This window comes from Streptomyces sp. NPDC058620 (assembly GCF_042717135.1).
GTDB lineage: Bacteria > Actinomycetota > Actinomycetes > Streptomycetales > Streptomycetaceae > Streptomyces.
In genome coordinates this window covers 169,729-191,055 of record NZ_JBHXQO010000010.1, presented here as the reverse complement: position 1 = coordinate 191,055, position 21,327 = coordinate 169,729, and the positions used below count along the sequence as shown (strand labels likewise).

Below are 21,327 nucleotides of genomic sequence, written 5' to 3'. Positions count from 1 at the left end.
GGGAAGCACAAGGCTTCCCGGGGCCGCCGTCGGACCGGTGATCCGGCTCAGGTGGTACGTCAGAGAGAGACGTCGACCGAGCGCAGGAACGAGACCGGGTTGAGCGCGGAACCGTAGTTCGGGGAGGTCCGGATCTCGAAGTGGAGGTGCGGGCCGCTGGAGTTTCCGGTGTTGCCGGACAGGGCGATCTTCTGGCCGGTCTTCACGGTCTGGCCGATCTTGACGTTGATCTGCGACAGGTGCGCGTACTGCGAGTACTTGCCGTTGGAGTGCTTGATCACGACGGCGTTGCCGTACGCGGGGCCGTCGCCGCCGCCGTTCGGGCCCGCCTTGACGACGGTGCCGGTGTGCGCGGCCTCGACCTTGGTGCCGACCGGGACGGCGAAGTCCTGACCGGAGTGCTTCGCGGCCCAGCGGGCGCCGCCGGTGCCGTAGGTGGCGCTCAGGGTGTACTTCTCGACGGGGGCCTCCCAGGAGGACGCCTTCTTCTTGGCGTTCTTCTTGGCGGCGGCGGCCTTCTTCTTCGCCGCCTCCTTCGCCTTCGCCGACTTCTCGGCCGCGGCCTTCTTCGCGGACGTGGCCGCGTTGCTCTGCGCCTCCGCCTGCTTGGCCACGGAGCCGGCGGCGCCGGCGAGAACCGCGGTGCCGGTGGTGTTGGCCGTATCGGAGGCCGCGAACGCCGCGCCCGCACCGAGCACCATCGATGCACCCACGGAAGCGGCGACCACGGTGCCACGGACTCGGGACAGGGACGGGCGGGCGGACTGCTGGAACGTAACGCGCTTCGACATACGGGGAAGTCCTCCGGTGGTGAGTGAACCCGGCGTTCTGCCGGACGTGCTCCACCTTGGTAACCCGCACCCCCGCCCCGGCTCAAACCCCCCATCTACGAAGAAAAGCCGTAGGAAGGGCACCGGGAATTCGTTGGCGACGGTCCCGCGCGCAGGGCCTCGCGACGCTCGGAAAACTATGTTCCGGATCGGGTTTAAGCCCAGTTCGAAACGGCCCTAATCGGACATGGGGCGGCCTTCCGGGCACATCACCCCCTTTCGTCGAACGGCCCCTCCCGCCCCGGGCCGAAAGTCCCTTCCGCGACCACGGGCCGTTCCCCTAAGCCCGCTAGTAGGCCCCTGAAGGGCTGTGCGCCTTGTCACCGGCGGTGGGACCAAAGACTGTCCGATTCGGGACCTTCGGCCTGCGGGCTGGCTACGCTGTCGGGGAAGCGGCCCAGCTCTCGGGGGGACACGATGGCCAGCGACGACACCGACGACACCCACGGCCCGGCCGGCATCGAGCTCGCCGACGCCGTCGAGTCCATCCGCAACCAGCTCATCGACGCCGCCACCCGCGCCACGGGCCGCCCCGTGTCCTTCGAGGTCGGCGACATCCAGATGGAGTTCACGCTGGAGCTGCGCAAGGAGGCCAAGGGCGGCGCGAAGGTCAAGGCGTGGGTGGTGGAGGCGGGCGCCGACGCGTCCCTGTCGACCGCCCGCACCCACAAGGTCGCCTTCACGCTGACCCCCCGCAACGCCGTGACCGGCGGCGCCTGGGAGATCGGGCACGAGGACGGCGGCAGCACCGGACACTTCGGCCGTGGCCACGCACCGGGCCGCCCATGAGGGACGTACGGCCCGGGGACCGCACGGTCGTCGTCCTGGGCGCCGGTTCCGTCCAGGGCAGCGGCGTCCTGCTCACCGACCGGCTGGTGCTGACCTGCGCCCATGTGGTCAGGGGCGAGAACCGGAGCCGGGTGGCGCACCCCGCCCTGGCAGGGCACCGGGACGCGACGGTCGCCTGGATCGACCACGACCTGGACGCCGCGCTCCTCCTCGCCACGGAACCGGTGCTCCCCGTCCCACCGGTACGGCTGGGCGCCCTCGGCAGCGGCCAGGCGCTCCACGACTGCGAGATCACCGGCTTCCCCGACATCCAGCGGTACGGCCCCGGGGAACATCTGGAGACCGACCAGTACACGTCCACGGTCCTGCCCATGGCGGGCCGGATGCGCAGCCTGATGGTCTGCGAACTCGACGGCCCGCCCCCGGCCACCGACGACCGCGGCGTCCCCGCACTCCGGGGCCTGTCCGGCGGCCCGGTCTTCGCCGGGAACGTCCTCCTCGGCATCGCCCGCCAGATCCCCCGGCAGCGCGGTGGCAGCCGGGTGGAGTGCGTCGCGCTCTCCTCGCTCGCCGCCGCCCGGCCGGTCCAGATCCTGTACGAGCAGGCCACCGGCACCTCGCTGCGGTGCGAGAAGGTCCACGGCCACCACCCGAGGGACCGGCAGTACGAGGAGGAGTACGCGGCTTCGGTCGGCGCCGCCTACCGGCGTACAAAGGTGTTCGGCCTCGACGAGCTGAACAGGAACGAGACCGAGTGGGACCTCGACACCGCGTATCTGAGCCTGGAGGCCCAGACCCCCGACGACAACGCGGGGCAGCGCCCGCCCTCGGTGCCCCAACGCATCGACGCCCTGCTCTCCGACCGCCCCCGGGTGCTGCTGCGGGGCGACGCGGGCGCCGGGAAGACCACCCTGATCTGGTGGCTGGCCGCGCACGCCGCGGCGCGCACCCTCCCCGGGCGGCTGGACGCCCTCAACGGCCTGGTGCCCTTCGTCGTCCCCCTGCGCACCTTGCGCGCCCGGGGCGGCACCTTCCCCGGACCGGCCGGGCTGCCCGCCGCTGCCCGGCTGGTGATCGACGACCCGCCGGACGGCTGGGCGGGCCGGGTCCTGGAATCCGGCCGGGCACTGCTGCTGGTCGACGGCCTGGACGAGGTCCCGCAGGATGACCGCGACGAGGCCCACGACTGGCTGTCCCGGCTCCTGGAGCGCTACCCGGACGTCCGGTGCGTGGCGACCGTACGCCCACTGGCCGTCGAACCGGACTGGCTGAGGTCGCAGGACTTCGAGGAGTTACGCCTGCTACCGATGCGGAACGAGGACATCCGGTCGTTTGTGAGGGCGTGGCACAGGGCCGCCAGGCTGGACGGTGACGACCACGAGCATCTGAACGAGCTGGAGCAGGACCTGGCGCACCGTTTCACCCAGAACACCGCCCTGCGCGACCTCGCCCGCACTCCCCTTCTCTGCGCCGTGATCTGCGCCCTGCACCGCAGGCGTCAGGGATTCCTGCCGGAGACCCGCTGGAAGCTGTACCGCTCGGCGCTCGACATGCTGCTGGGCAACCGCGACAAGCGCCGGAAGATCGACGCCCCCGAAGGCATCACGATGGACGTCGAGGAGCAGATCCAGCTGCTCCAGCGCATCGCGGTCTGGCTGGTGCGCGAGGGCCAGTCGGAGTTCTCCCGCGAACAGGCACTGCGCCAGCTGGGCCGTGCCCTGTCGGGCATGGAACGGGTACGCGCCCAGGGATCGGCGGAAGAGATCCTGACGCACCTTCTGAACCGTAGCGGCCTCCTCCAGGAACGCACGGACGATGCCTACCAGTTCGCCCACCGCACCTTCCAGGACTTCCTGGCGGCCAAGGAGTTGATCGAGGACGATCACCTGAACGAGCTGCTGGGGCACGCGGCCGAGGAGCAGTGGCAGGACGTGATCCTGCTGGCGGCCGGACACTGCGGACGGCGTGAACTGCCGTTACTGGTAAGCGGTTTGCTCGACGCGGGCCTGGTCGCGGCCAAGGGCTCACTCGCCCGTACGCAGCTCCATGTGCTGGCGGCGCTGTGCGAACAGCACGCGACCTGGCTCGACGGGACCGTCAGGGAGCGGGTCCGCCGGCACACCGCGGACCTCTTCCCGCCGCGCAAATTCGAGGACGTGTCGGTCCTGGCCCGGCTCGAAACCGCAGCCCTGGACCTCCTCCCGGCCCCGGGCAGCCTTCCGGAGGACACGGACGCCTGGTTCTACGTCGCCCAGCTGATCAACGCCATCGGCGGTGCCGAAGCCGTCCCGTACGCACGGAGGTGGGTCGAGGCGCACCCGTCCAGCAGTACCGCCTTCGCGCGGTCCTGGTCCCAGTACCCCACGGAGTTGTACGCGAGAGAGGTCCTGGCCCGGCTCGATCCGCGGCTCACCCTGGTGACGGTCTCCACAGTCGATCAGCTGGCCGCCCTGCACCACGCGCCCGCGCTGGTCCTTCTGGAGCTGTTCGGCCCCTTCACGGATGCCGACCTCCGCTCGTTCGCACAGGGCGTCCGCCCGGAGTATCTGCGCATCACGTCCAATCCCGTGCTGACCGATCTGGCCTTCCTGCACACCTGCGGGGACCGGCTCACCGATCTGTCCATCAGCGAGTCCCCCCGGATCGAAACCCTGGCGCCTCTCGCCGGACTGACGGAGCTCCGTCACCTGCGGCTGGGCGCCGAGGAGCTGTCCGATCAGGCACTGGAACCACTGGGCTCACTCAGCAGCCTGCGCTCACTGACGCTGGCATCCCTGTCGGCGGACCGCCTGGGCGACCTCCCCGTACATCCTCTGGTCTCCACTCTGAGGATCTGGCCCAACCGGCCCTTCGCGATGGCCGGCCTCGACGCATGGAAGAGCCTGACCTCGCTCGCACTCCACAACGGGTCCCCCACCACCGGACTGTCCGAGGCGCTGCGAACCACTCCCGGCATCACCGACCTCGAACTCTCGTCGCCCGCGCTGCACCAGCTCCTCACCGAGGAACCCCTGCCGCACGTCACCGGTCTGAGCTTCGAGTCCCTGCACGGCAGCGAACTCGACGCGATCGTCAGGACGTTTCCGTCCCTGGCCTCGCTCCGGATACGGCTCGGTCCGAACCCGCCGCACCCACTCAATCTGGCCCCGCTCCGGGCCCTGCCCGGCTGCCGGGTCACCGTCAACGGCGCGCACTCGGAGATCGTCGGCGACGAAGGCATCGACGTCACCCTCTGAACCGCTCACGCACAGGAAAAGGGGCTGCCCCGGAACCGATAACGGTCCGGGGCAGCCCCTTCGTACGTGCTGACTACGACGCTGTCAGACGTCCTTCGTCATGTTCGGGCCGGCGCCGCCTGCCGCCTGCTCGATCGGAGGAACGTCGGGCAGTGCCGACTTCTCCTCGCCGCGGAACGAGAACTTCTTCTCCTCGCCCTCGCCTTCCGTACCGACGACCACGATGTGACCGGGGCGCAGCTCACCGAAGAGGATCTTCTCGGAGAGGATGTCCTCGATCTCGCGCTGGATCGTCCGGCGCAGCGGCCGGGCGCCCATCACGGGGTCGTAGCCCTTCTTCGCCAGGAGAGCCTTGGCCTCGGCGCTGAGCTCGATGCCCATGTCGCGGTCCTTGAGACGCTCATCCACCTTGGCGACCATGAGGTCGACGATCTGGATGATGTCTTCCTCGGTCAGCTGGTGGAAGACGACCGTGTCGTCGACGCGGTTGAGGAATTCCGGCCTGAAGTGCTGCTTGAGCTCTTCGTTGACCTTGACCTTCATCCGCTCGTAGTTCGTCTTGACGTCGCCCTGGGCGGCGAAGCCCAGGTTGAAGCCCTTGGAGATGTCCCTGGTCCCGAGGTTGGTCGTCATGATGATGACCGTGTTCTTGAAGTCCACGACCCGGCCCTGGGAGTCGGTCAGGCGACCGTCTTCCAGAATCTGGAGCAGGGAATTGAAGATATCGGGGTGGGCCTTCTCGACCTCGTCGAAGAGGACGACGGAGAACGGCTTGCGGCGCACCTTCTCGGTGAGCTGTCCGCCCTCTTCGTAGCCCACGTAACCGGGGGGCGAACCGAAGAGACGGGAAACCGTGTGCTTCTCGCTGAACTCCGACATATCGAGGGAGATCAGTGCGTCCTCGTCGCCGAAGAGGAATTCGGCGAGCGTCTTGGAGAGCTCGGTCTTACCGACACCGGACGGACCGGCGAAGATGAACGAGCCACCGGGGCGCTTCGGGTCCTTCAGACCGGCTCGCGTACGGCGGATCGCCTGCGAAAGGGCCTTGATGGCGTCCTTCTGCCCGATGACGCGCTTGTGGAGCTCGTCCTCCATGCGCAGCAGACGGGAGGACTCCTCCTCCGTCAGCTTGAAGACCGGGATGCCGGTGGCCGTGGCCAGGACTTCGGCGATGAGCTCGCCGTCGACCTCGGCGACGACGTCCATGTCGCCGGCCTTCCACTCCTTCTCGCGCTTGGTCTTCGCCGCCAGCAGCTGCTTCTCCTTGTCGCGGAGAGACGCCGCCTTCTCGAAGTCCTGGGAGTCGATCGCCGACTCCTTGTCGCGACGGACACCCGCGATCTTCTCGTCGAACTCGCGGAGGTCCGGCGGCGCGGTCATCCGGCGGATGCGCATCCGGGAGCCGGCCTCGTCGATCAGGTCGATCGCCTTGTCCGGCAGGAAGCGGTCCGAGATGTACCGGTCGGCCAGCGTCGCGGCCTGGACCAGCGCCTCGTCCGTGATGGAGACCCGGTGATGGGCCTCGTAACGGTCGCGCAGACCCTTGAGGATCTCGATGGTGTGCGGCAGCGACGGCTCCGCGACCTGGATGGGCTGGAAGCGTCGCTCGAGAGCGGCGTCCTTCTCCAGGTGCTTGCGGTACTCGTCGAGCGTCGTGGCACCGATGGTCTGGAGCTCGCCTCGCGCCAGCATGGGCTTGAGGATGCTCGCGGCGTCGATCGCGCCCTCGGCGGCGCCCGCACCCACCAGGGTGTGGAGCTCGTCGATGAACAGGATGATGTCGCCGCGGGTGCGGATCTCCTTGAGGACCTTCTTCAGGCGCTCCTCGAAGTCACCGCGGTAGCGGGAACCCGCGACCAGGGCGCCGAGGTCAAGCGTGTAGAGGTGCTTGTCCTTGAGGGTCTCGGGCACCTCGCCCTTGACGATGGCCTGCGCCAGGCCCTCGACGACCGCCGTCTTGCCGACGCCGGGCTCGCCGATGAGAACCGGGTTGTTCTTGGTACGCCGGGACAGCACCTGCATGACCCGCTCGATCTCCTTCTCGCGCCCGATGACCGGGTCGAGCTTGGATTCGCGAGCGGCCTGGGTGAGATTCCGGCCGAACTGGTCGAGCACCAGGGACGTGGAGGGCGTGCCCTCCGCGGGGCCGCCCGCTGTGGCCGCCTCCTTGCCTCCCGAGTACCCGGAGAGCAGCTGGATGACCTGCTGCCGCACCCGGTTCAGGTCGGCGCCCAGCTTCACGAGGACCTGGGCTGCGACGCCCTCGCCCTCGCGGATCAGGCCGAGCAGGATGTGCTCGGTGCCGATGTAGTTGTGGCCCAGCTGAAGGGCCTCGCGGAGCGAAAGCTCCAGGACCTTCTTGGCTCGGGGAGTGAAGGGGATGTGTCCGGACGGGGCCTGCTGGCCCTGACCGATGATCTCCTCCACCTGCTGGCGGACCGCCTCGAGCGAAATCCCGAGGCTCTCCAGGGCCTTAGCGGCGACACCCTCACCCTCGTGGATCAGGCCCAGGAGGATGTGCTCGGTGCCGATGTAGTTGTGGTTGAGCATCCGGGCTTCTTCCTGAGCCAGGACGACAACCCGCCGCGCGCGGTCGGTGAACCTCTCGAACATCGTTAATCGCTCCTCAGAGCGGTCAGGCAGTAAGGGGTCGGTCCCCTCCCTGTCCTTCCGCAGCTTAGTCCCGCAAGCGGGGACCGCTCATTCCAACTGCCGACACCCGTTCTTGGCCTCCTGCCCGGAACGCCGACAACTGCTCCAACCCGATGGTGCGAGACGATGTTCCCGCAGGCCAGGCAGATACCCCTTTCGCCAGTACGCCGATGGCGAACGTGAGACGTATCGACCTGCGTGTCGCCCCTTCCCACTAGGGATGTCTTACCCGTAACTACTGACAGTCCATGCGGCGCGCCCCGGTTCCCTCAGCTACGGGCGAACATCCTTGCGCTCCTGGATGCGTCCGCACGCCCCCATACCGGGCACTCTGGGCAATCGTTGCCCGACTCCGCGTAACTCCGGAGCCGGTTCCACGGTTCATCGGGCATGGCCCTCACCGTCCCGCCTCCCCGCTCGTCGCCCGACGCCGACGACTGGACGCGGTGGTACGAGCGCGAGCTGGGCTGGGCCACCGCCGAGGGCGCCCCCGTCCGCCTGCTGACCGGGCTGCGTTTCGATGTACTGGAGCTGCCTGCCGACGCCGGTCACGCCGCGCTGCGGCGGCTGGGGCGTACGGGCCCTGTGGCACTGGCCGGGCAGCGGATGGGACTGCTGGTGGCCGCGGGAAGCGCCGATGAGCTGCCGGGGCTGCTCGACTGGCTGGAGTGGGGCGGAATCGCCCTCGATCTGACCGCCTTCGGTACCGGCGGGCGGATCACCGCCCCGGCACCGCCCTGCTGGGCGGCCGGCTCGCCGGGGGCCGCGCTCTGGCTGCGGCCCCCCGATCCGAGGCAGGAGGCCGAGCCGGTGCTCCCGGCCCTCGTCGGATTCGGGAACAGGGGTGGGGATGTTCCCGATCTCGCACGGCTGGTGGACGTGGCCGCGACGGAATGCCACCGGGCCCGACTGACTCGCGCCCGGACCGGGCTGCTGACCGATAGGCCGGCAGCTCAGCCGTTGGCCTTCTCGTAAGCCTCGCGGATCTCGGCGGGAACACGGCCGCGGTCATTCACATTGTGGCCGTTCTCGCGAGCCCACTTACGGATCTCGGCGGTGTCCTTGTTGCCACCGGTGACGGCGCGGCCCTTGCCACGGCCGGTCGCGGCGCGGCCACCGGTACGACGGCCACCCTTGGTGTACGGCTCAAGAAGACCACGGAGCTTGTCCGCGTTGGTCGTGGTGAGGTCGATCTCGTACGTCTTGCCGTCAAGTGCGAACGTCACTGTCTCGTCCGCCTCGCCACCGTCGAGGTCATCGACAAGAAGGACCTGAACCTTCTGTGCCACTGGATTTCCTTTCATCGAAAATGTAGTACGCGGAAAGGAAACCGCTTTTCCTCGGAAAACACAAACCCCTGGGAGAGGTTCAGGAGCGCAAGAACGCGGGAAACATGCGCGATTCGGACATAGGGCTCCGGCCGCTTCTGCCGATCACAGGTGCAGAAGCATCCGGCTGTTGCCCAAGGTGTTCGGCTTCACTCGTTCGAGACCGAGGAACTCCGCGACACCCTCGTCATAGGAACGCAGCAGCTCACTGTAGACATCTGTGTCGACCGGTGTCTCTCCGATCTCGACGAAGCCGTGCTTCGCGAAGAAGTCGACTTCGAAGGTGAGACAGAAAACCCGGCGCACCCCCAGCCAGCGCGCGGTCTGCAAGAGCTTGTCCAGCACTTGATGTCCCACTCCGGCGCCCTTGATGCTGTGGTCGACGGCGAGAGTGCGCACTTCGGCGAGGTCTTCCCACATCACGTGCAGTGCGCCGCAGCCGATGACACGGGCGTCCTCGTCGCGTTCCGCGACCCAGAACTCCTGGATGTCCTCGTAAAGGGTCACCGTCGCTTTGTCGAGCAGGATGCCTTCGGAGACGTACCCGTCAAGGAGGCTGCGGACCGACGTCACATCGGTCGTCCTGGCACGTCGGACGGTGATGGCGGGACTATTTACCGACGGGTCGGTATGAAACTCGGTATCCGGCTGGGTTTGCGGCAGCTCTGAGGACATGCCCAGACGCTATCGCCCGGTCTCCGGCTCCGCGTCATCGGCCGGGGTTGTCTCACCGGCCGGACTTGCGGGGGCTTCGGGGAAGGTGGGCAGAACCATGCGCATGGCGTCCTGCAGAGACTCGCGCTGTTCGGCCGACATCATGCCGAAGAAGGCGACAAGAGCCGCGGCGGGGTTGTCACTGCGGGACCAGGCTTCGTTCATCAGTGCGGCCGAGTACGCGGCACGGGTGGAGACCGCCGTATATCGATATGCGCGGCCGTCGACTTCCCTGCGGACCCAGCCCTTCTGATGGAGATTGTCCATTACCGTCATGACCGTCGTGTACGCGATGGACCGTTCCTGCTGAAGGTCCTCGAGAACTTCCCGCACGGTGACCGGACGGTTCCATTGCCAGACCCGCGTCATCACGGCGTCTTCCAGCTCTCCCAATTGGCGAGGCACAGCGTCACCTTAGTGCTAGATGTCTGGAATGGACGGTTATTTACACAGCAAAAGGGCGTACGGCTCGTCACTCACGAGCCGTACGCCCTTCTCGGGTCCGGGTCAGACGCGGTCAGGCGCCTTCGGTCCGCGGGGTCCGCTGGACCGGCTCCGCGCGGGAGATCGCGGCATCCACGGCCGCGTCCTCCTTGGTCTTGTTCGGACCGCCCTGACTCTTGACGATCGTCACGACGAGACCGATGAAGAAAGCGGCCATCACCACGGGGGGCAGAAGCGCGGATACGTAGTCCATGCCATCCAGAGTAGCGAGCCCGGTGCGGCCGGAGCCCGCGCCCTCCCGGAGAGGGCGCGGCGGACCGGTCATCCCGCGGCGCGTTCCTCGGACGGCGTGACGGGGCGACGGCGCGGCGGGAAGACCTCGGACGGCTTGGGCATGGGGCGCTCCCCGGGAGCCTGCGGGCGGGCCGGGGCCGGCGGGTCCTTCGGCCGGTCGGGCTCCTGCGCGGCGGCGAGGCCGCCCGGCAGGGCGAGCAGGCGGCTGCGGGGGGCCGGGGCCGTCACGGGGACGGCGCGTCCGGCGAGGCGGGCCCGGACGGAGCGCTCGGCGATCACCTGGCAGCGTTCCAGGAGGGCCGCCGCGAGGGGTTTCCCGCGCAGGGCGCGCAGGGCCGCCAGATCGTCGGGGCGGGGGTCGTATCCGGCGGCCAGGGCGTCCTGGAGGAGCTCCAGGTAGCCGGAGACGGAGCCGGGGAGGGCTTCGCGGTAGCGGGCGAGATCGGCGAGGAGGAAGACGCGCAGCCGGCCGGCCTCGCCGACCGCCTCGTCCACGGCCTCCGCGAGCCGCAGGCAGTCCTGGACATCCTCTTCGGGCAGGGGCGTGGGGTGGAGGGCGATGGCGAGGACGCGTCGGAGCACCCGCAGCTCGTCCGCGCTGAACGCCATGCCGCCGCGTGATCCGTAGGGCGTGGGCATGCCGCGACAATACGTGCTAAAGGGACAAAATCCTCTTAACTGGCCGTGGCGGCGCGGCGTCTTCCGTCGCGCCGCCTGACCGTTCCCGCAGGTGCGGGCCCCCGCGTCAGAGCCGGGTGACGTTGCGCTCGTACACGAGGCGCAGACCGATGAGCGTCAGCCAGGGCTCGTGCTCGTCGATGACGGAGGCGTCCTCCAACACCATCGGAGCAAGGCCGCCGGTCGCGATGACGGTGACGTCGTCGGGGTTGGCCGCGAGCTCCTTCTTCATCCGTGTCACGACGCCGTCGATCTGGCCCGCGAAGCCGTACACGATGCCGGACTGCATGGCTTCCACGGTGTTCTTGCCGATCACGCTGCGCGGCCTGGCCAGCTCGATCTTGCGGAGCTGGGCGCCCTTCACCCCGAGTGCCTCCACCGAGATCTCGATGCCGGGCGCGATCACACCGCCCGCGTACTCGCCGCGTGCCGAGACCGCGTCGAAGGTGGTCGCCGTACCGAGGTCCACGACGATCGCCGGGCCGCCGTAGAGCTCGACCGCGGCGACCGCGTTGATGATGCGGTCCGCGCCGACCTCCTTCGGGTTGTCCATCAGGACCGGCACGCCGGTCTTGACGCCCGGTTCCACCAGGACCGCGGGCACGTCGCCGTAGTAGCGGCGGGTGACCTCGCGGAGCTCGTGCAGGACGGCGGGGACGGTCGAGCAGATCGCGATGCCGTCGATGCCGTCGCCGAGCTCGTCACCGAGCAGCGGGTGCATGCCCATCAGGCCCTGGAGGAGCACGGCGAGCTCGTCGGCGGTGCGGCGGGCGTCGGTGGAGATCCGCCAGTGCTCGACGATCTCCTCGCCGTCGAACAGGCCGAGGACCGTGTGCGAGTTGCCGACGTCGATGGTGAGCAGCATCAGATGCCGGCCCCATCGGTGTCGCGGAAGTCCAGGCCGATGTCGAGGATCGGCGAGGAATGGGTGAGCGCGCCGACGGCCAGGTAGTCGACGCCCGCCTCGGCGTACGCGCGCGCCGATCCCAGCGAGAGCCGGCCGGAGGACTCCAGTACGGCGCGGCCGCCGACCAGGGCGACGGCCTCCACCGTCTGCGACGGGGTGAAGTTGTCCAGCAGGATCAGGTCGACGCCCGCGTCGAGGACCTCGCGGACCTGCTCCAGCGTGTCGACCTCGACCTCGATCGGTACGTCCGGGAAGGCGTCCCTGACCCGCTTGAACGCCTCCGCGACGCCGCCCGCGGCGACGACGTGGTTGTCCTTGACGAGCGCCGCGTCCGAGAGCGACATGCGGTGGTTGACGCCGCCGCCGCAGCGCACCGCGTACTTCTCCAGCGCACGCAGTCCGGGGGTCGTCTTGCGGGTGTCGCGGACCTTGGCCTTCGTGCCGTCGAGCACGTCGGCCCAGGCGCGCGTGGCGGTCGCGATGCCCGAGAGCCTGCAGAGCAGGTTAAGGGCGCTGCGCTCGCCGGTGAGCAGGTCGCGGGTGCGGGTGGTGACGGTCAGCAGCTTCTGGCCGGCGGCGACGCGGTCGCCGTCCGCGACATGCCGCTCGACCTCGAACTCGTCCGTACAGACGATCGAGAGCACCGCTTCCGCGATGTGGATCCCGGCGACGACGCCCGCTTCGCGCGCGGTGAAGTCACCGGTGGCGACGGCGTCCTCGGGGACCGTCGCGACGGTCGTGACGTCCACGCCGCCGTCGAGGTCCTCCTCGATCGCGACATGGGCGACGTCCTCGACCTGGACCGGGTCCAGTCCGGCCTCGGCGAGCAGCTGGGCGAGGGCCGGGTCGAGACCGCACTCCAGGCCGTCGGGGTCGTAACCGTCGCCGCAGCCACAGCCGTCGCCGCAGCCGTCCGCGGCGGGAGCGGGCGCGCCGATATGGATCAGCGGTACGTCCACGGGCGTGGGGCGCGGATTCTCTTCGGGCGTGCTCACGGTTGCGGCTCCTCGGGGGCGTCGGCGGGGTGGTTCACGGTGCTTGAGCAGTCTGGTGTCTCGGTGGCGCGTACGGGCGGGAATGCGGCGGTCTCCGTACGGCTGACGACCAGCCGCCGGTCCGGGGCGATCCGTACGACGAGGTGGCGGCGCCAGTTCTCGTCGTCCCGGTCGGGCCGGTCCTCGCGCCAGTGGCAGCCGCGGGTCTCCTCGCGCTCACGGGCGGCGGCGACCAGGACGCGCGAGACCAGGAGGAGGTTGGTGGCCTCCCAGGCGTCCACGCCGGGCACGGCCACCTTGGGTTCGGCCGCGTCCGCCTCGTCGGCGGCCGAGCGGTGCAGGGCCTCCAGCTCATCGGCCGCGGTGGCGAGACTGGCCGCGGAACGGATGACTCCGGCACCCCTCGTCATGATCCGCTGGATCGCCGCCCGGGACTCGGGGACCAGGAGGGGCGAGGTGCTGCCGCCGACGGGTTCCACGGCCTCGGTCCGCTCCGGCCGGTCCCGCACGATGTCGGCCGCGATGCGCTCCGCGAAGACGAGTCCCTCCAGGAGGGAGTTGGAGGCCAGCCGGTTCGCGCCGTGCACGCCCGTGCAGGCGACCTCGCCGCACGCGTACAGACCGGGGACCGTCGTACGGCCGCGGAGGTCGGTGCGGATGCCGCCCGAGGCGTAGTGCGCGGCCGGGGCGACCGGGATCGGCTCGGTGACCGGGTCGATGCCGTGGGCCCGGCAGGCGGCCAGGATCGTGGGGAAGCGGTGCTCCCACATCTCCGCGCCGAAGTGGCGGGCGTCCAAATACATGTGCTCGGTGCCGTGGTGGTGCATCTGGCGGGTGATGGCCTTGGCGACGATGTCGCGCGGGGCCAGCTCCGCCAGCTCGTGCTGCCCGAGCATGAACCGGGTGCCGGACGCGTCGACGAGGTGGGCGCCCTCGCCGCGTACCGCTTCCGACACGAGGGGCTGCTGACCCTCGGAGTCCGCGCCCAGGAACAGGACCGTCGGGTGGAACTGGACGAACTCCAGGTCGGAGACCTCCGCGCCGGCCCGCAGCGCCAGGGCCACCCCGTCGCCGGTGGAGACCGACGGGTTGGTGGTGGCGGAGAAGACCTGGCCCATGCCGCCGGTGGCGAGGACGACCGCGGGGGCACGGACCGCGCCCACGCCGTCGTGCTGGCCCTCGCCCATGACGTGCAGCGTGACGCCGGCCGTACGGCCTTCGGCGTCGGTGAGGAGGTCCAGGACCAGGGCGTTCTCCACGGTGTGGAGGGCCGCCGAGCGCACGGCCTCGACCAGGGCACGGGAGATCTCGGCGCCCGTGGCATCGCCTCCGGCGTGCGCGATGCGGCGGCGGTGGTGGCCGCCTTCGCGGGTCAGGGCGATGTCGCCGCTCTCCGTCTTGTCGAAGAGCGCTCCGGTCTCGATCAGCCGGCGCACGGCGTCGGGGCCCTCGGTGACCAGGGCCCGTACCGCCGTCTCGTCGCACAGGCCCGCGCCCGCGACGAGGGTGTCGGCCAGGTGCTGTTCCGGGGTGTCGCCCTCGCCAAGGGCCGCGGCGATGCCGCCCTGCGCCCAGCGGGTGGAGCCGTCGTCGAGTCGCGCCTTGGTGACGACGACTGTGGCGAGGCCCGCGGCGGCGCAGCGCAGTGCGGTGGTGAGACCGGCCACGCCCGAGCCGACCACGACGACGTCCGCGTCGATGGCCCAGCCGGGGGCGGGGGCGGTCAGCCGTATTCCGGTCACGTGAGGGCTCCGAAGGTCAGCGGGATGTTGTCGATCAGGCGGGTGGCGCCCACGCGGGCCGCCACGGCGAGGATCGCCTCGCCGTGGTCGCGGTCGTCGGGGATCTCGGTGAAGTCGGCAGGGTCGACGAGGGCGAGATAGTCCACGGCGAGCGGCGGCTGTTCCCTGGACGCGTCGTCCAGGACGAGCCGGGCCGCGGCGCGGACCGCGGCGGGGCCGCCGCTCGGCCGGGCCAGGGCCACCGCCTGGGTGTCGGCGGCCGCGCGGGACTCACCGAGCGCGGCGAGCCCTGCGACCCGGCTCACGCTGGCGGTGGTGGCCGTCGCGCGCTCGTGCAGGGCCTGCTGGGCGGCCAGCCGGTCGCGGGCCGCGAACAGGGCCCGGGGCAGTGCGAGAGCGGTGCGCCGCTCCTCCGTGGAGAGGAAGCGGTTGCGGCTGGAGAGCGCCAGGCCGTCGGGGTCGCGGACGGTGGGGACGCCCGCGATCTCGACGCCGAAGTCGAGGTCGCGCACCATGCGGCGGATCAGCGCCAGCTGCTGGGCGTCCTTCTGCCCGTAGAGCGCCTCGTCGGGGCGGGTGAGGTGGAGCAGCTTGGCGACGACCGTGAGCATGCCGTCGAAGTGCCCGGGGCGTGCGGCGCCTTCGAGGCGCTCGCCCATGGGGCCGGCGGTGATGCGGACCTGGGGTTCGCCCCCCGGGTAGACCTCGTCGACGGAGGGCGCGAAGACCGCGTCCGCGCCCGCCGCGGCGGCGACCGCGAGGTCGGCGTCGAGTGTGCGCGGGTAACGGTCGAGGTCGGCCGCCTCGCCGAACTGGAGCGGGTTCACGAAGACGGTGACCACGACCTGGCCGGCCGGCCCCGCGGTGGAGCGGGCGGTACGGATCAGGGTGGCGTGGCCTTCGTGGAGTGCGCCCATCGTCATGACGACGACGCGCCGTGCCCCGGCAGGGCGGCGCAGGGCGTTCAGTTCGGCCGCGGTGTGCAGGAGGGTGGGAGCGAGGGCCGCCGCGCGTGAATCCTGGGAGTTCATCGGGGCTCCCCCGGGTCGGTGCCTTCGGTGCCGCCCGTGCGGCCGCCGTCGGCCAGGACCCCGAGCAGGTCCTGCGCGAGCTCCGGCTTGAGCATGCCGTGCGCGAGGGCCCGGTCGGCCGTGGCCCGGGCCATCGCGACGTATCCGGCCACCGTCTCAGGGGCGTGCGCGCGCAACTCGCCGATGTGTGCCGCCACCGTGCCCGCGTCACCGCGGGCGACGGGTCCGGTCAGTGCCGCGTCGCCCGAGCGCAGGGCGTTGTCGAGCGCCGCCCCGAGGAGCGGGCCGAGCATCCGGTCGGGGGCGGAGACCCCGGCCTTGGCCAGCAGTTCCATGGCTTCGGCGACCAGCGTGACCATGTGGTTCGCGCCGAGGGCCAGGGCCGCGTGGTAGAGCGGGCGGGATTCCTCCGCGATCCACTCGGGCTCGCCGCCCATCTCGATGACCAGCGCCTCCGCGGCGAGCCTGAGCTCCACGGGGGCGGTGACACCGAACGAGCAGCCCGCGAGCCGCTGGACGTCGACGGAGCTGCCGGTGAACGTCATCGCCGGGTGCAGGGCCAGGGGCAGCGCCCCGGCCCGGCGGGCGGGGTCCAGCACCTTGGTCCCGTACCGGCCCGAGGTGTGGACGATGAGCTGTCCCGGCCGTACGGCACCGGTCTCGGCGAGGCCCTCGACCAGACCGGGCAGCGCGTCGTCGGGGACGGTCAGGAGCACCAGATCGGCGCGCGCCAGCACCTCGGCGGGCGTCACCAGGGGTACGTCGGGGAGCAGCGCTGCCGCCCGGCGCACCGATGCGTCGGAGACGCCCGACACGGCCACCGGGCGGTGCCCGGCGAGCTGGAGCGAGGCGGCGAGGGCGGGGCCGACCCGGCCCGCGCCGACGACGCCGACCGTGAGGCGGGCGGGGCGGTCCCTCGCGTCGAGGGGGTCCTTCGAAGTTGTCGTATTCACGCGGCGACGGCCTTCCGTTCCAGTCCGCGGGGGGTACCGGACGATTTCTCTGCATGCTACGCCAGCGTTTCGCGCCGACTCACGGCCTGTCCACAGCCTGTGGGTAACTCTGCGGCTCCGGCGGAAATCCGGTCGGACGGTGTCAGTGGTCCGGGTAATGATCGTCCCATGACGGACACCGATGGGCAGAAGGAGCGGCAGCGCAGGCTGACCGCGTGGCGGCGGTCGGGGCGGGTCCTGGTCCGGGCGTCCGCGGAGACCACGATCGGCGAGCGGCTGGCCTCGCTGGCGGCAGGCGGGGGCGCCGTCCACGACCTGGACGACTGGACCGATCTGTACGGCGACGGGGTGGTCGGCACGGTCGAGCGACGGGTGGCGGAGCTGCTCGGCACGGAGGCCGCCGCGTTCTTCCCGACCGGGACGATGGCCCAGCAGATCGCGCTGCGCTGCTGGGCGGGGCGGACCGGCAACCCGGCCGTGGCCCTGCACCCGCTCTCCCATCCGGAGGTGCACGAGCGGGGCGCGCTGAGCGCGGTGAGCGGGCTGCGCACGGTGCATCCCACATCCGCTCCGCGACTGCCCACGGCGGACGAGATCCGGGACTTCCCTGAGCCGTTCGGGACGCTGATGCTGGAGCTGCCGCTGCGGGACGCCGGCTTCGTCCTGCCGGAGTGGGAGACGCTGGAGGGCACGGTGGCCGCCGCGCGGGAGCGGGACGCGGTGGTCCATCTGGACGGGGCGCGGATGTGGGAGTGCGGCCCGCACTTCGGGCGCGAGCTCGCCGAGATCGCCGGCCTGGCGGACAGCGTGTACGTGTCGTTCTACAAGTCCCTGGGCGGGCTCTCCGGGGCCGCGCTCGCCGGTCCCGCCGAGCTGGTCGACGAGGCGCGCACGTGGCGCCACCGGTACGGCGGAGACGTCTTCCAGCAGCATCCGGCGGCGCTCTCCGCGCTGCTCGGCCTGGAACAGGAGCTGCCGCGGCTGCCGGCGTACGTGGCACACGCGAAGGTGGTGGCCGGGGCGTTGGCCGAGGGCTTCGAGGAGTCGGCGGTCCCGTGGTTCCGGGTGCATCCGGAACCCCCGCACACCCATCAGTTCCAGGTCTGGCTGCCGTACGGCGAGGGCGTGCTGAACGAGGCGTCGGTGCGGCAGGCGGAGGAGGCGGGGACGGTCCTGTTCCGCCGCTGGTTCACAGGGCCCTCGACACCGCCCGGTGTCTCGTTCACGGAGGTCACGGTGGCCGCGGAGGGGCTGGAGTGGACCGCGCAGGACGTACGGGGTGCGGTGGCGGAGTTCGTCGAGCGGCTGGGATAGGCGGGGCGCGCGGGTCCGGGGCGTCCGGTGCCGGTTCGTCCTCAGTCGCCGGGCGGGCGGGAAGGGCGGTCCGTGCCTCCGGGCCAGGGGAACCACCGGACGGGTTCCGTCCTCGCGCGCCGGACGGTCCGGAAGGGCGGCGGCGGGGGCGGTTCCCCGTGCTGCGCCGCGCGGTAGCTGTCGAGCATGTGCTGCTGAATGGCGTCCATGTCTCCAGGGTGAGCCGGTCGCGACCGGCTCGCGCGTGGATTGACGAGCACCGTCAAATGGCGCGTGGCCCCGTCCCCGTACCCCCCACTATGGAGGGGTGAGCGTGAACATCGACATCGCGGGACTGCCCGCCGACCGCATCGTCTTCGAGACCTCCCCCCTCGCCGAGCTGGGGCTGGCTCTGCATGCGCTCTCCGAGCCCGGTCACCATCCGGGCCTGCACGGCTGGGCGACCGCGACCGCCGCCTCCCTGGAGCCCGGTCTCGCGGACCGGCTCCACGAGGCGGAGTTCCTCTGGCGCAACACCTTCTCGGACGTCTTCATGCCGTTCGCCGGGGTCCGCGGCGGTGACGGCAGGACCGGGGCCACCCTCGCCGAGGACCTGGACATCCTCGACACCATGGACGACGAGCGCTTCGTCGCCGCCGCCCTGGAATTCACCTGCGCCAGCCACTACGGCACCGGCGCGCCGTCCCCGCTGGCCGACGCCACGATGCGGAGCCGCGCGCTGGACCTCGCCGCCGCACGAGGCCCGCAGCAGGCGGAGTTCACCCAGCAGCTGCTCGCCGACCCGGCGTCCGTACGCAGGTGGGTCCGGCGCCTCTTCGAGGACTGCGATCAGGCGTTCTTCGCGGACACCTGGCGGCGGGTGCAGGTCCAGCTCGTCGCCGACGCCCGGCACAAGACGGAGCTCCTGCGGCGCAAGGGGCTCGACGAGGCGGTGCGTGCGGTCTCCGCCGCCCTTTCGCTGAACGAGGACGAGACCCGGATCAGCGTCGACAAGCTCACCGAGGGCCGGACCAACGCCGCCGACCCGGCCGTCGGCCCCGGGCTCACGCTCATACCGACCTCGTTCGGCTGGCCGCACCTGATGGTGCTGCACGCTCCGGGCTGGCGGCCGGTGATCCACTACCCGGTGCACCGCCCCGAACTGCCCTCCCCCGCCTCCGTCGAACTGCTCCAGCTGCGGATGGAGGCGCTGGCGCATCCGATGCGGATGCGCCTGTGCCGCAACCTCGCCCGTTCCCCGTACACCACCGGCGAACTCGCCGACTCGCACGGGATCACGGCCCCCGAGGTCTCCCGCCACCTCTCGGTACTGAAGAAGGCCGGTCTCGTCACCACCCGGCGGCGCGGCCGCTATGTCCTGCACCAGCTGGACCTGACGGTGGTGACCCGGCTCGGCAGCGACTTCCTGGAGGGGGTCCTGCGCTGAGCGGCTGGGCGGAGGGGCCCTGAGCCGAGGCGACGGGCGGTCCGAGCGGTCAGCCCGCTCCGCCGCCGGCCCGTACCAGGCCCGTCTCGTACGCGAGGACGACGACCTGCACCCTGTCGCGCAGATTGAGCTTCGTCAGGATGCGGCCGACGTGCGTCTTCACGGTCGCCTCGGACAGCACGAGCCGCGCCGCGATCTCGCCGTTCGACAGCCCCTGCGCGACCAGCATCATCACTTCGCGTTCCCGCTCGGTGAGCTTCTCGATGTGCTTGTGGCTGGGGTCCTTGCCGCTGCTGGGCAGCATCGAGGAGAAACGGTCCAGCAGCCGACGGGTGGTGGACGGCGCGACGACCGCGTCACCACTGTGCACGGCGCGGATCGCGGCGAGCAGCTCGCCGGGCGGCACGTCCTTGAGCATGAAGCCGCTGGCCCCCGCCTTCAGCCCGGAGAAGGCGTACTCGTCCAGGTCGAACGTGGTCAGGATCAGCACCTTGGGCGGATCGGTCTGCGCACAGATGCGCCGGGTCGCCTCGACACCGTCCAGCCTCGGCATACGCACGTCCATCAGCACCACGTCGACGGCGGTGGCGCGCAGCACCTCGATCGCCTCGGCGCCGTCACCGGCCTCGGCGACGACCTCCATGTCCGGCTGGGCGGCGAGCACCATCCGGAAGCCGGTGCGCAGCAGCACCTGGTCGTCGACGAGCATCACGCGGATCGCCATGAGGGGTCCTGTTCTCCTGGTCAGAGGGGATGGGGCGGTCTTTCAGCACAGGGTCTAGTGGCCGGGTTTCAGCGGCAGCAGGGCGCTGATCCGGAATCCGCCGCCGGGACGCGGTCCCGCGTCCAGCGTGCCGCCGACCATGCCGACCCGCTCCCGCATACCGATCATGCCGTGGCCGGCTCCGTCGGCACCGCCGTCCTCGTACAGCTCGTGCGCGGCTCCCCGGCCGTCGTCCTCGACGAGGAGACCGAGGCCGTCGTCGAAGTAGACCAGCCGCACGCTGGCACCCGCGTCCGGGCCGCCGTGTTTGCGGGTGTTGGTGAGGGCTTCCTGCACGATGCGGTACGCGGTCAGCTCCACCCCGCTGGGCAGCGGGCGCGCGGTGCCCTCGACCTTGAAGTCCACCGCCAGACCGGTCTGGCGGACCTGCTCGATCAGGTCCTCGATCTGTCCGACGTCGGGCTGCGGTACGTACTCCCCGCTCTCCGGGGCGTCACCGGTGCGCAGCACCCCGAGCAGCCTGCGCATCTCGGCGAGCGCCTGGCGGCCGGTGCTCGAAATGGTCTCCAGCGCCTGCCTCGCCTGGTCCGGGGCCGCGTCCATGACGTACGCGGCGCCATCGGCCTGCACCACCATCACGGAGACGTTGTGGGCGACCACGTCGTGCAGTTCGCGGGCGATCCGGGCGCGCTCGGCGGCCACCGCGACCTTCGACTGCGCCTCGCGTTCCCGTTCCAGCCGGGCGGCGCGCTCCTCCAGCTGGTCGAAGTAGGCCCTGCGGGTCCGCATCGAGTCGCCGAGCACCCAGGCGAGTACGAACGGGACCGTCATGACGATCACGACGAAGACGGCCTGTGCCCAGTGCTCCTGAGCGCCCTCGGGCCAGCGGAGCTGCGAGATGCCGGCCGCGACGAGGCTGCATGCCAGCGCGAGCCGGGACGCCCAGCGTTCCCCGACGGTGGCCACGGTGTACGTGATCACGAGCAGGGCGAAGTCCGCGATGCCCGGCCTGACGTCCACCGCCAGCTGTACGAGGCCCATCGCGACGGCGAGCAGCAGCATCTTCTCGGGTGCGCGCCGGCGCAGTGCGACGACCGTGCACAGGCCGAGCGTGACCGGCACAGCCAGCGCGGCCTCGCGGCCGCCGCCGTACTGCCCGGCCACGATCGACACGCCGGAGAGCCCGAGGAGGAAGACAGCCCAGAAGCTGTCGACGCCCGTCGGGTGTCTGCGGATGAAGTCGTAGAGGCGCTGCACGTAACCCAGCGTA

General features: G+C 70.8%; 20 protein-coding genes. 5 read left to right on the top strand and 15 right to left on the bottom strand.

Features of this window, described 5'->3' with window-relative positions; translation table 11 throughout:
• Nucleotides 1–59: 59 nt before the first annotated feature.
• A complete protein-coding gene (locus tag ACFWSK_RS13785) occupies nucleotides 60–791 on the bottom strand; it encodes a M23 family metallopeptidase (RefSeq protein ID WP_383784526.1) in 732 nt (243 codons plus the stop codon).
• A gap of 456 nt (nucleotides 792–1,247) precedes the next feature.
• On the opposite strand from ACFWSK_RS13785, the gene ACFWSK_RS13780 reads away from it, so the two are divergent.
• Together ACFWSK_RS13780 and ACFWSK_RS13775 are read left to right on the top strand one after the other, a co-directional pair.
• Nucleotides 1,248–1,619 carry a trypco2 family protein gene (locus ACFWSK_RS13780; RefSeq protein ID WP_383784523.1) on the top strand — a complete coding sequence of 124 codons (372 nt, stop codon included), beginning with the start codon at nucleotides 1,248–1,250 and terminating at the stop codon, nucleotides 1,617–1,619.
• Entirely contained in the window at nucleotides 1,616–4,855 is a 3,240-nt protein-coding gene (locus ACFWSK_RS13775) for an NACHT domain-containing protein (RefSeq protein WP_383784520.1), read from the top strand. Before ACFWSK_RS13780 ends, ACFWSK_RS13775 begins: the two co-directional genes overlap by 4 nt.
• Nucleotides 4,856–4,939: 84 nt before the next feature.
• On the opposite strand, the gene ACFWSK_RS13770 is transcribed toward ACFWSK_RS13775, so the two are convergent.
• Nucleotides 4,940–7,468 carry an ATP-dependent Clp protease ATP-binding subunit gene (locus tag ACFWSK_RS13770; protein WP_383784518.1) on the bottom strand — a complete coding sequence of 843 codons (2,529 nt, stop codon included), beginning with the start codon at nucleotides 7,466–7,468 and terminating at the stop codon, nucleotides 4,940–4,942.
• Nucleotides 7,469–7,897: 429 nt separating this feature from the next.
• Between ACFWSK_RS13770 and ACFWSK_RS13765 the strand changes: the two genes are divergently transcribed.
• Nucleotides 7,898–8,482, top strand: a complete 585-nt coding sequence (locus tag ACFWSK_RS13765; RefSeq protein WP_383784515.1) for an SCO3374 family protein — start codon at nucleotides 7,898–7,900, stop codon at nucleotides 8,480–8,482.
• Here the strand turns inward: ACFWSK_RS13765 and ACFWSK_RS13760 are convergent.
• From ACFWSK_RS13760 to ACFWSK_RS13715, 10 genes are all read right to left on the bottom strand, one after another.
• Complete coding sequence (locus ACFWSK_RS13760; RefSeq protein ID WP_173313782.1) at nucleotides 8,461–8,796, bottom strand: Lsr2 family protein; 336 nt, start codon at nucleotides 8,794–8,796, stop codon at nucleotides 8,461–8,463. The two genes, ACFWSK_RS13765 and ACFWSK_RS13760, sit on opposite strands and share 22 nt — an antisense overlap.
• A gap of 144 nt (nucleotides 8,797–8,940) precedes the next feature.
• Complete coding sequence (locus ACFWSK_RS13755) at nucleotides 8,941–9,510, bottom strand: amino-acid N-acetyltransferase (RefSeq protein ID WP_382737407.1); 570 nt, start codon at nucleotides 9,508–9,510, stop codon at nucleotides 8,941–8,943.
• Between the two features lie 9 nt (nucleotides 9,511–9,519).
• Nucleotides 9,520–9,954 (bottom strand): BlaI/MecI/CopY family transcriptional regulator, encoded by a 435-nt coding sequence (locus ACFWSK_RS13750; RefSeq protein WP_383784513.1) that lies wholly within the window; start codon nucleotides 9,952–9,954, stop codon nucleotides 9,520–9,522.
• A gap of 112 nt (nucleotides 9,955–10,066) precedes the next feature.
• Nucleotides 10,067–10,246 (bottom strand): hypothetical protein, encoded by a 180-nt coding sequence (locus tag ACFWSK_RS13745; protein ID WP_383784510.1) that lies wholly within the window; start codon nucleotides 10,244–10,246, stop codon nucleotides 10,067–10,069.
• A 68-nt stretch (nucleotides 10,247–10,314) separates the two neighbouring features.
• A complete protein-coding gene (locus tag ACFWSK_RS13740) occupies nucleotides 10,315–10,896 on the bottom strand; it encodes a hypothetical protein (protein ID WP_383784539.1) in 582 nt (193 codons plus the stop codon).
• Nucleotides 10,897–11,032: 136 nt separating this feature from the next.
• A complete protein-coding gene (locus ACFWSK_RS13735) occupies nucleotides 11,033–11,830 on the bottom strand; it encodes a type III pantothenate kinase (RefSeq protein ID WP_383784508.1) in 798 nt (265 codons plus the stop codon).
• Nucleotides 11,830–12,867, bottom strand: a complete 1,038-nt coding sequence (gene nadC, locus ACFWSK_RS13730) for a carboxylating nicotinate-nucleotide diphosphorylase (RefSeq protein ID WP_383784505.1) — start codon at nucleotides 12,865–12,867, stop codon at nucleotides 11,830–11,832. The genes ACFWSK_RS13735 and nadC overlap by 1 nt, the downstream gene beginning before the upstream one ends.
• Complete coding sequence (locus ACFWSK_RS13725; RefSeq protein ID WP_383784502.1) at nucleotides 12,864–14,609, bottom strand: L-aspartate oxidase; 1,746 nt, start codon at nucleotides 14,607–14,609, stop codon at nucleotides 12,864–12,866. Before ACFWSK_RS13725 ends, nadC begins: the two co-directional genes overlap by 4 nt.
• Nucleotides 14,606–15,640, bottom strand: a complete 1,035-nt coding sequence (panC, locus tag ACFWSK_RS13720; RefSeq protein ID WP_383784500.1) for a pantoate--beta-alanine ligase — start codon at nucleotides 15,638–15,640, stop codon at nucleotides 14,606–14,608. Before panC ends, ACFWSK_RS13725 begins: the two co-directional genes overlap by 4 nt.
• The gene (locus ACFWSK_RS13715; protein ID WP_383784499.1) at nucleotides 15,637–16,593 is read right to left on the bottom strand and encodes a Rossmann-like and DUF2520 domain-containing protein; all 957 of its coding nucleotides are present in this window, start codon (nucleotides 16,591–16,593) and stop codon (nucleotides 15,637–15,639) included. The genes panC and ACFWSK_RS13715 overlap by 4 nt, the downstream gene beginning before the upstream one ends.
• A gap of 168 nt (nucleotides 16,594–16,761) precedes the next feature.
• Here ACFWSK_RS13715 and ACFWSK_RS13710 point away from each other — a divergent pair, with 168 nt between their 5' ends.
• On the top strand, nucleotides 16,762–17,907 hold the full coding sequence (locus ACFWSK_RS13710; protein WP_383784496.1) for a threonine aldolase family protein: 1,146 nt from the start codon (nucleotides 16,762–16,764) through the stop codon (nucleotides 17,905–17,907).
• A gap of 41 nt (nucleotides 17,908–17,948) precedes the next feature.
• Here the strand turns inward: ACFWSK_RS13710 and ACFWSK_RS13705 are convergent, their stop codons facing one another.
• On the bottom strand, nucleotides 17,949–18,116 hold the full coding sequence (locus ACFWSK_RS13705; protein WP_383784494.1) for a hypothetical protein: 168 nt from the start codon (nucleotides 18,114–18,116) through the stop codon (nucleotides 17,949–17,951).
• A gap of 104 nt (nucleotides 18,117–18,220) precedes the next feature.
• Between ACFWSK_RS13705 and ACFWSK_RS13700 the strand changes: the two genes are divergently transcribed.
• Nucleotides 18,221–19,333, top strand: coding sequence for a DUF5937 family protein (locus ACFWSK_RS13700; protein WP_383784491.1), 1,113 nt, complete (start codon nucleotides 18,221–18,223; stop codon nucleotides 19,331–19,333).
• 49 nt (nucleotides 19,334–19,382) lie between these two features.
• Here ACFWSK_RS13700 and ACFWSK_RS13695 read toward each other — a convergent pair whose 3' ends face one another.
• Together ACFWSK_RS13695 and ACFWSK_RS13690 are read right to left on the bottom strand one after the other, a co-directional pair.
• Nucleotides 19,383–20,057, bottom strand: coding sequence for a response regulator (locus ACFWSK_RS13695; RefSeq protein ID WP_383784488.1), 675 nt, complete (start codon nucleotides 20,055–20,057; stop codon nucleotides 19,383–19,385).
• A 54-nt stretch (nucleotides 20,058–20,111) separates the two neighbouring features.
• The gene (locus tag ACFWSK_RS13690) at nucleotides 20,112–21,314 is read right to left on the bottom strand and encodes a sensor histidine kinase (RefSeq protein ID WP_383784485.1); all 1,203 of its coding nucleotides are present in this window, start codon (nucleotides 21,312–21,314) and stop codon (nucleotides 20,112–20,114) included.
• Between the last annotated feature and the right edge of the window lie 13 nt (nucleotides 21,315–21,327).

Coding starts and splice junctions, on each gene's coding strand:
- ACFWSK_RS13755 (WP_382737407.1), bottom strand. CDS start 9,510: ATGTCCTCAGAGCTGCCGCAAACCCAGCCGGATACCGAGTTTCATACC.
- ACFWSK_RS13785 (WP_383784526.1), bottom strand. CDS start 791: ATGTCGAAGCGCGTTACGTTCCAGCAGTCCGCCCGCCCGTCCCTGTCC.
- ACFWSK_RS13780 (WP_383784523.1), top strand. CDS start 1,248: ATGGCCAGCGACGACACCGACGACACCCACGGCCCGGCCGGCATCGAG.
- ACFWSK_RS13740 (WP_383784539.1), bottom strand. CDS start 10,896: ATGGCGTTCAGCGCGGACGAGCTGCGGGTGCTCCGACGCGTCCTCGCC.
- ACFWSK_RS13770 (WP_383784518.1), bottom strand. CDS start 7,468: ATGTTCGAGAGGTTCACCGACCGCGCGCGGCGGGTTGTCGTCCTGGCT.
- ACFWSK_RS13705 (WP_383784494.1), bottom strand. CDS start 18,116: ATGGACGCCATTCAGCAGCACATGCTCGACAGCTACCGCGCGGCGCAG.
- ACFWSK_RS13745 (WP_383784510.1), bottom strand. CDS start 10,246: ATGGACTACGTATCCGCGCTTCTGCCCCCCGTGGTGATGGCCGCTTTC.
- ACFWSK_RS13695 (WP_383784488.1), bottom strand. CDS start 20,057: ATGGCGATCCGCGTGATGCTCGTCGACGACCAGGTGCTGCTGCGCACC.
- ACFWSK_RS13735 (WP_383784508.1), bottom strand. CDS start 11,830: ATGCTGCTCACCATCGACGTCGGCAACTCGCACACGGTCCTCGGCCTG.
- ACFWSK_RS13710 (WP_383784496.1), top strand. CDS start 16,762: ATGACGGACACCGATGGGCAGAAGGAGCGGCAGCGCAGGCTGACCGCG.
- ACFWSK_RS13765 (WP_383784515.1), top strand. CDS start 7,898: ATGGCCCTCACCGTCCCGCCTCCCCGCTCGTCGCCCGACGCCGACGAC.
- ACFWSK_RS13775 (WP_383784520.1), top strand. CDS start 1,616: ATGAGGGACGTACGGCCCGGGGACCGCACGGTCGTCGTCCTGGGCGCC.
- panC (WP_383784500.1), bottom strand. CDS start 15,640: ATGAACTCCCAGGATTCACGCGCGGCGGCCCTCGCTCCCACCCTCCTG.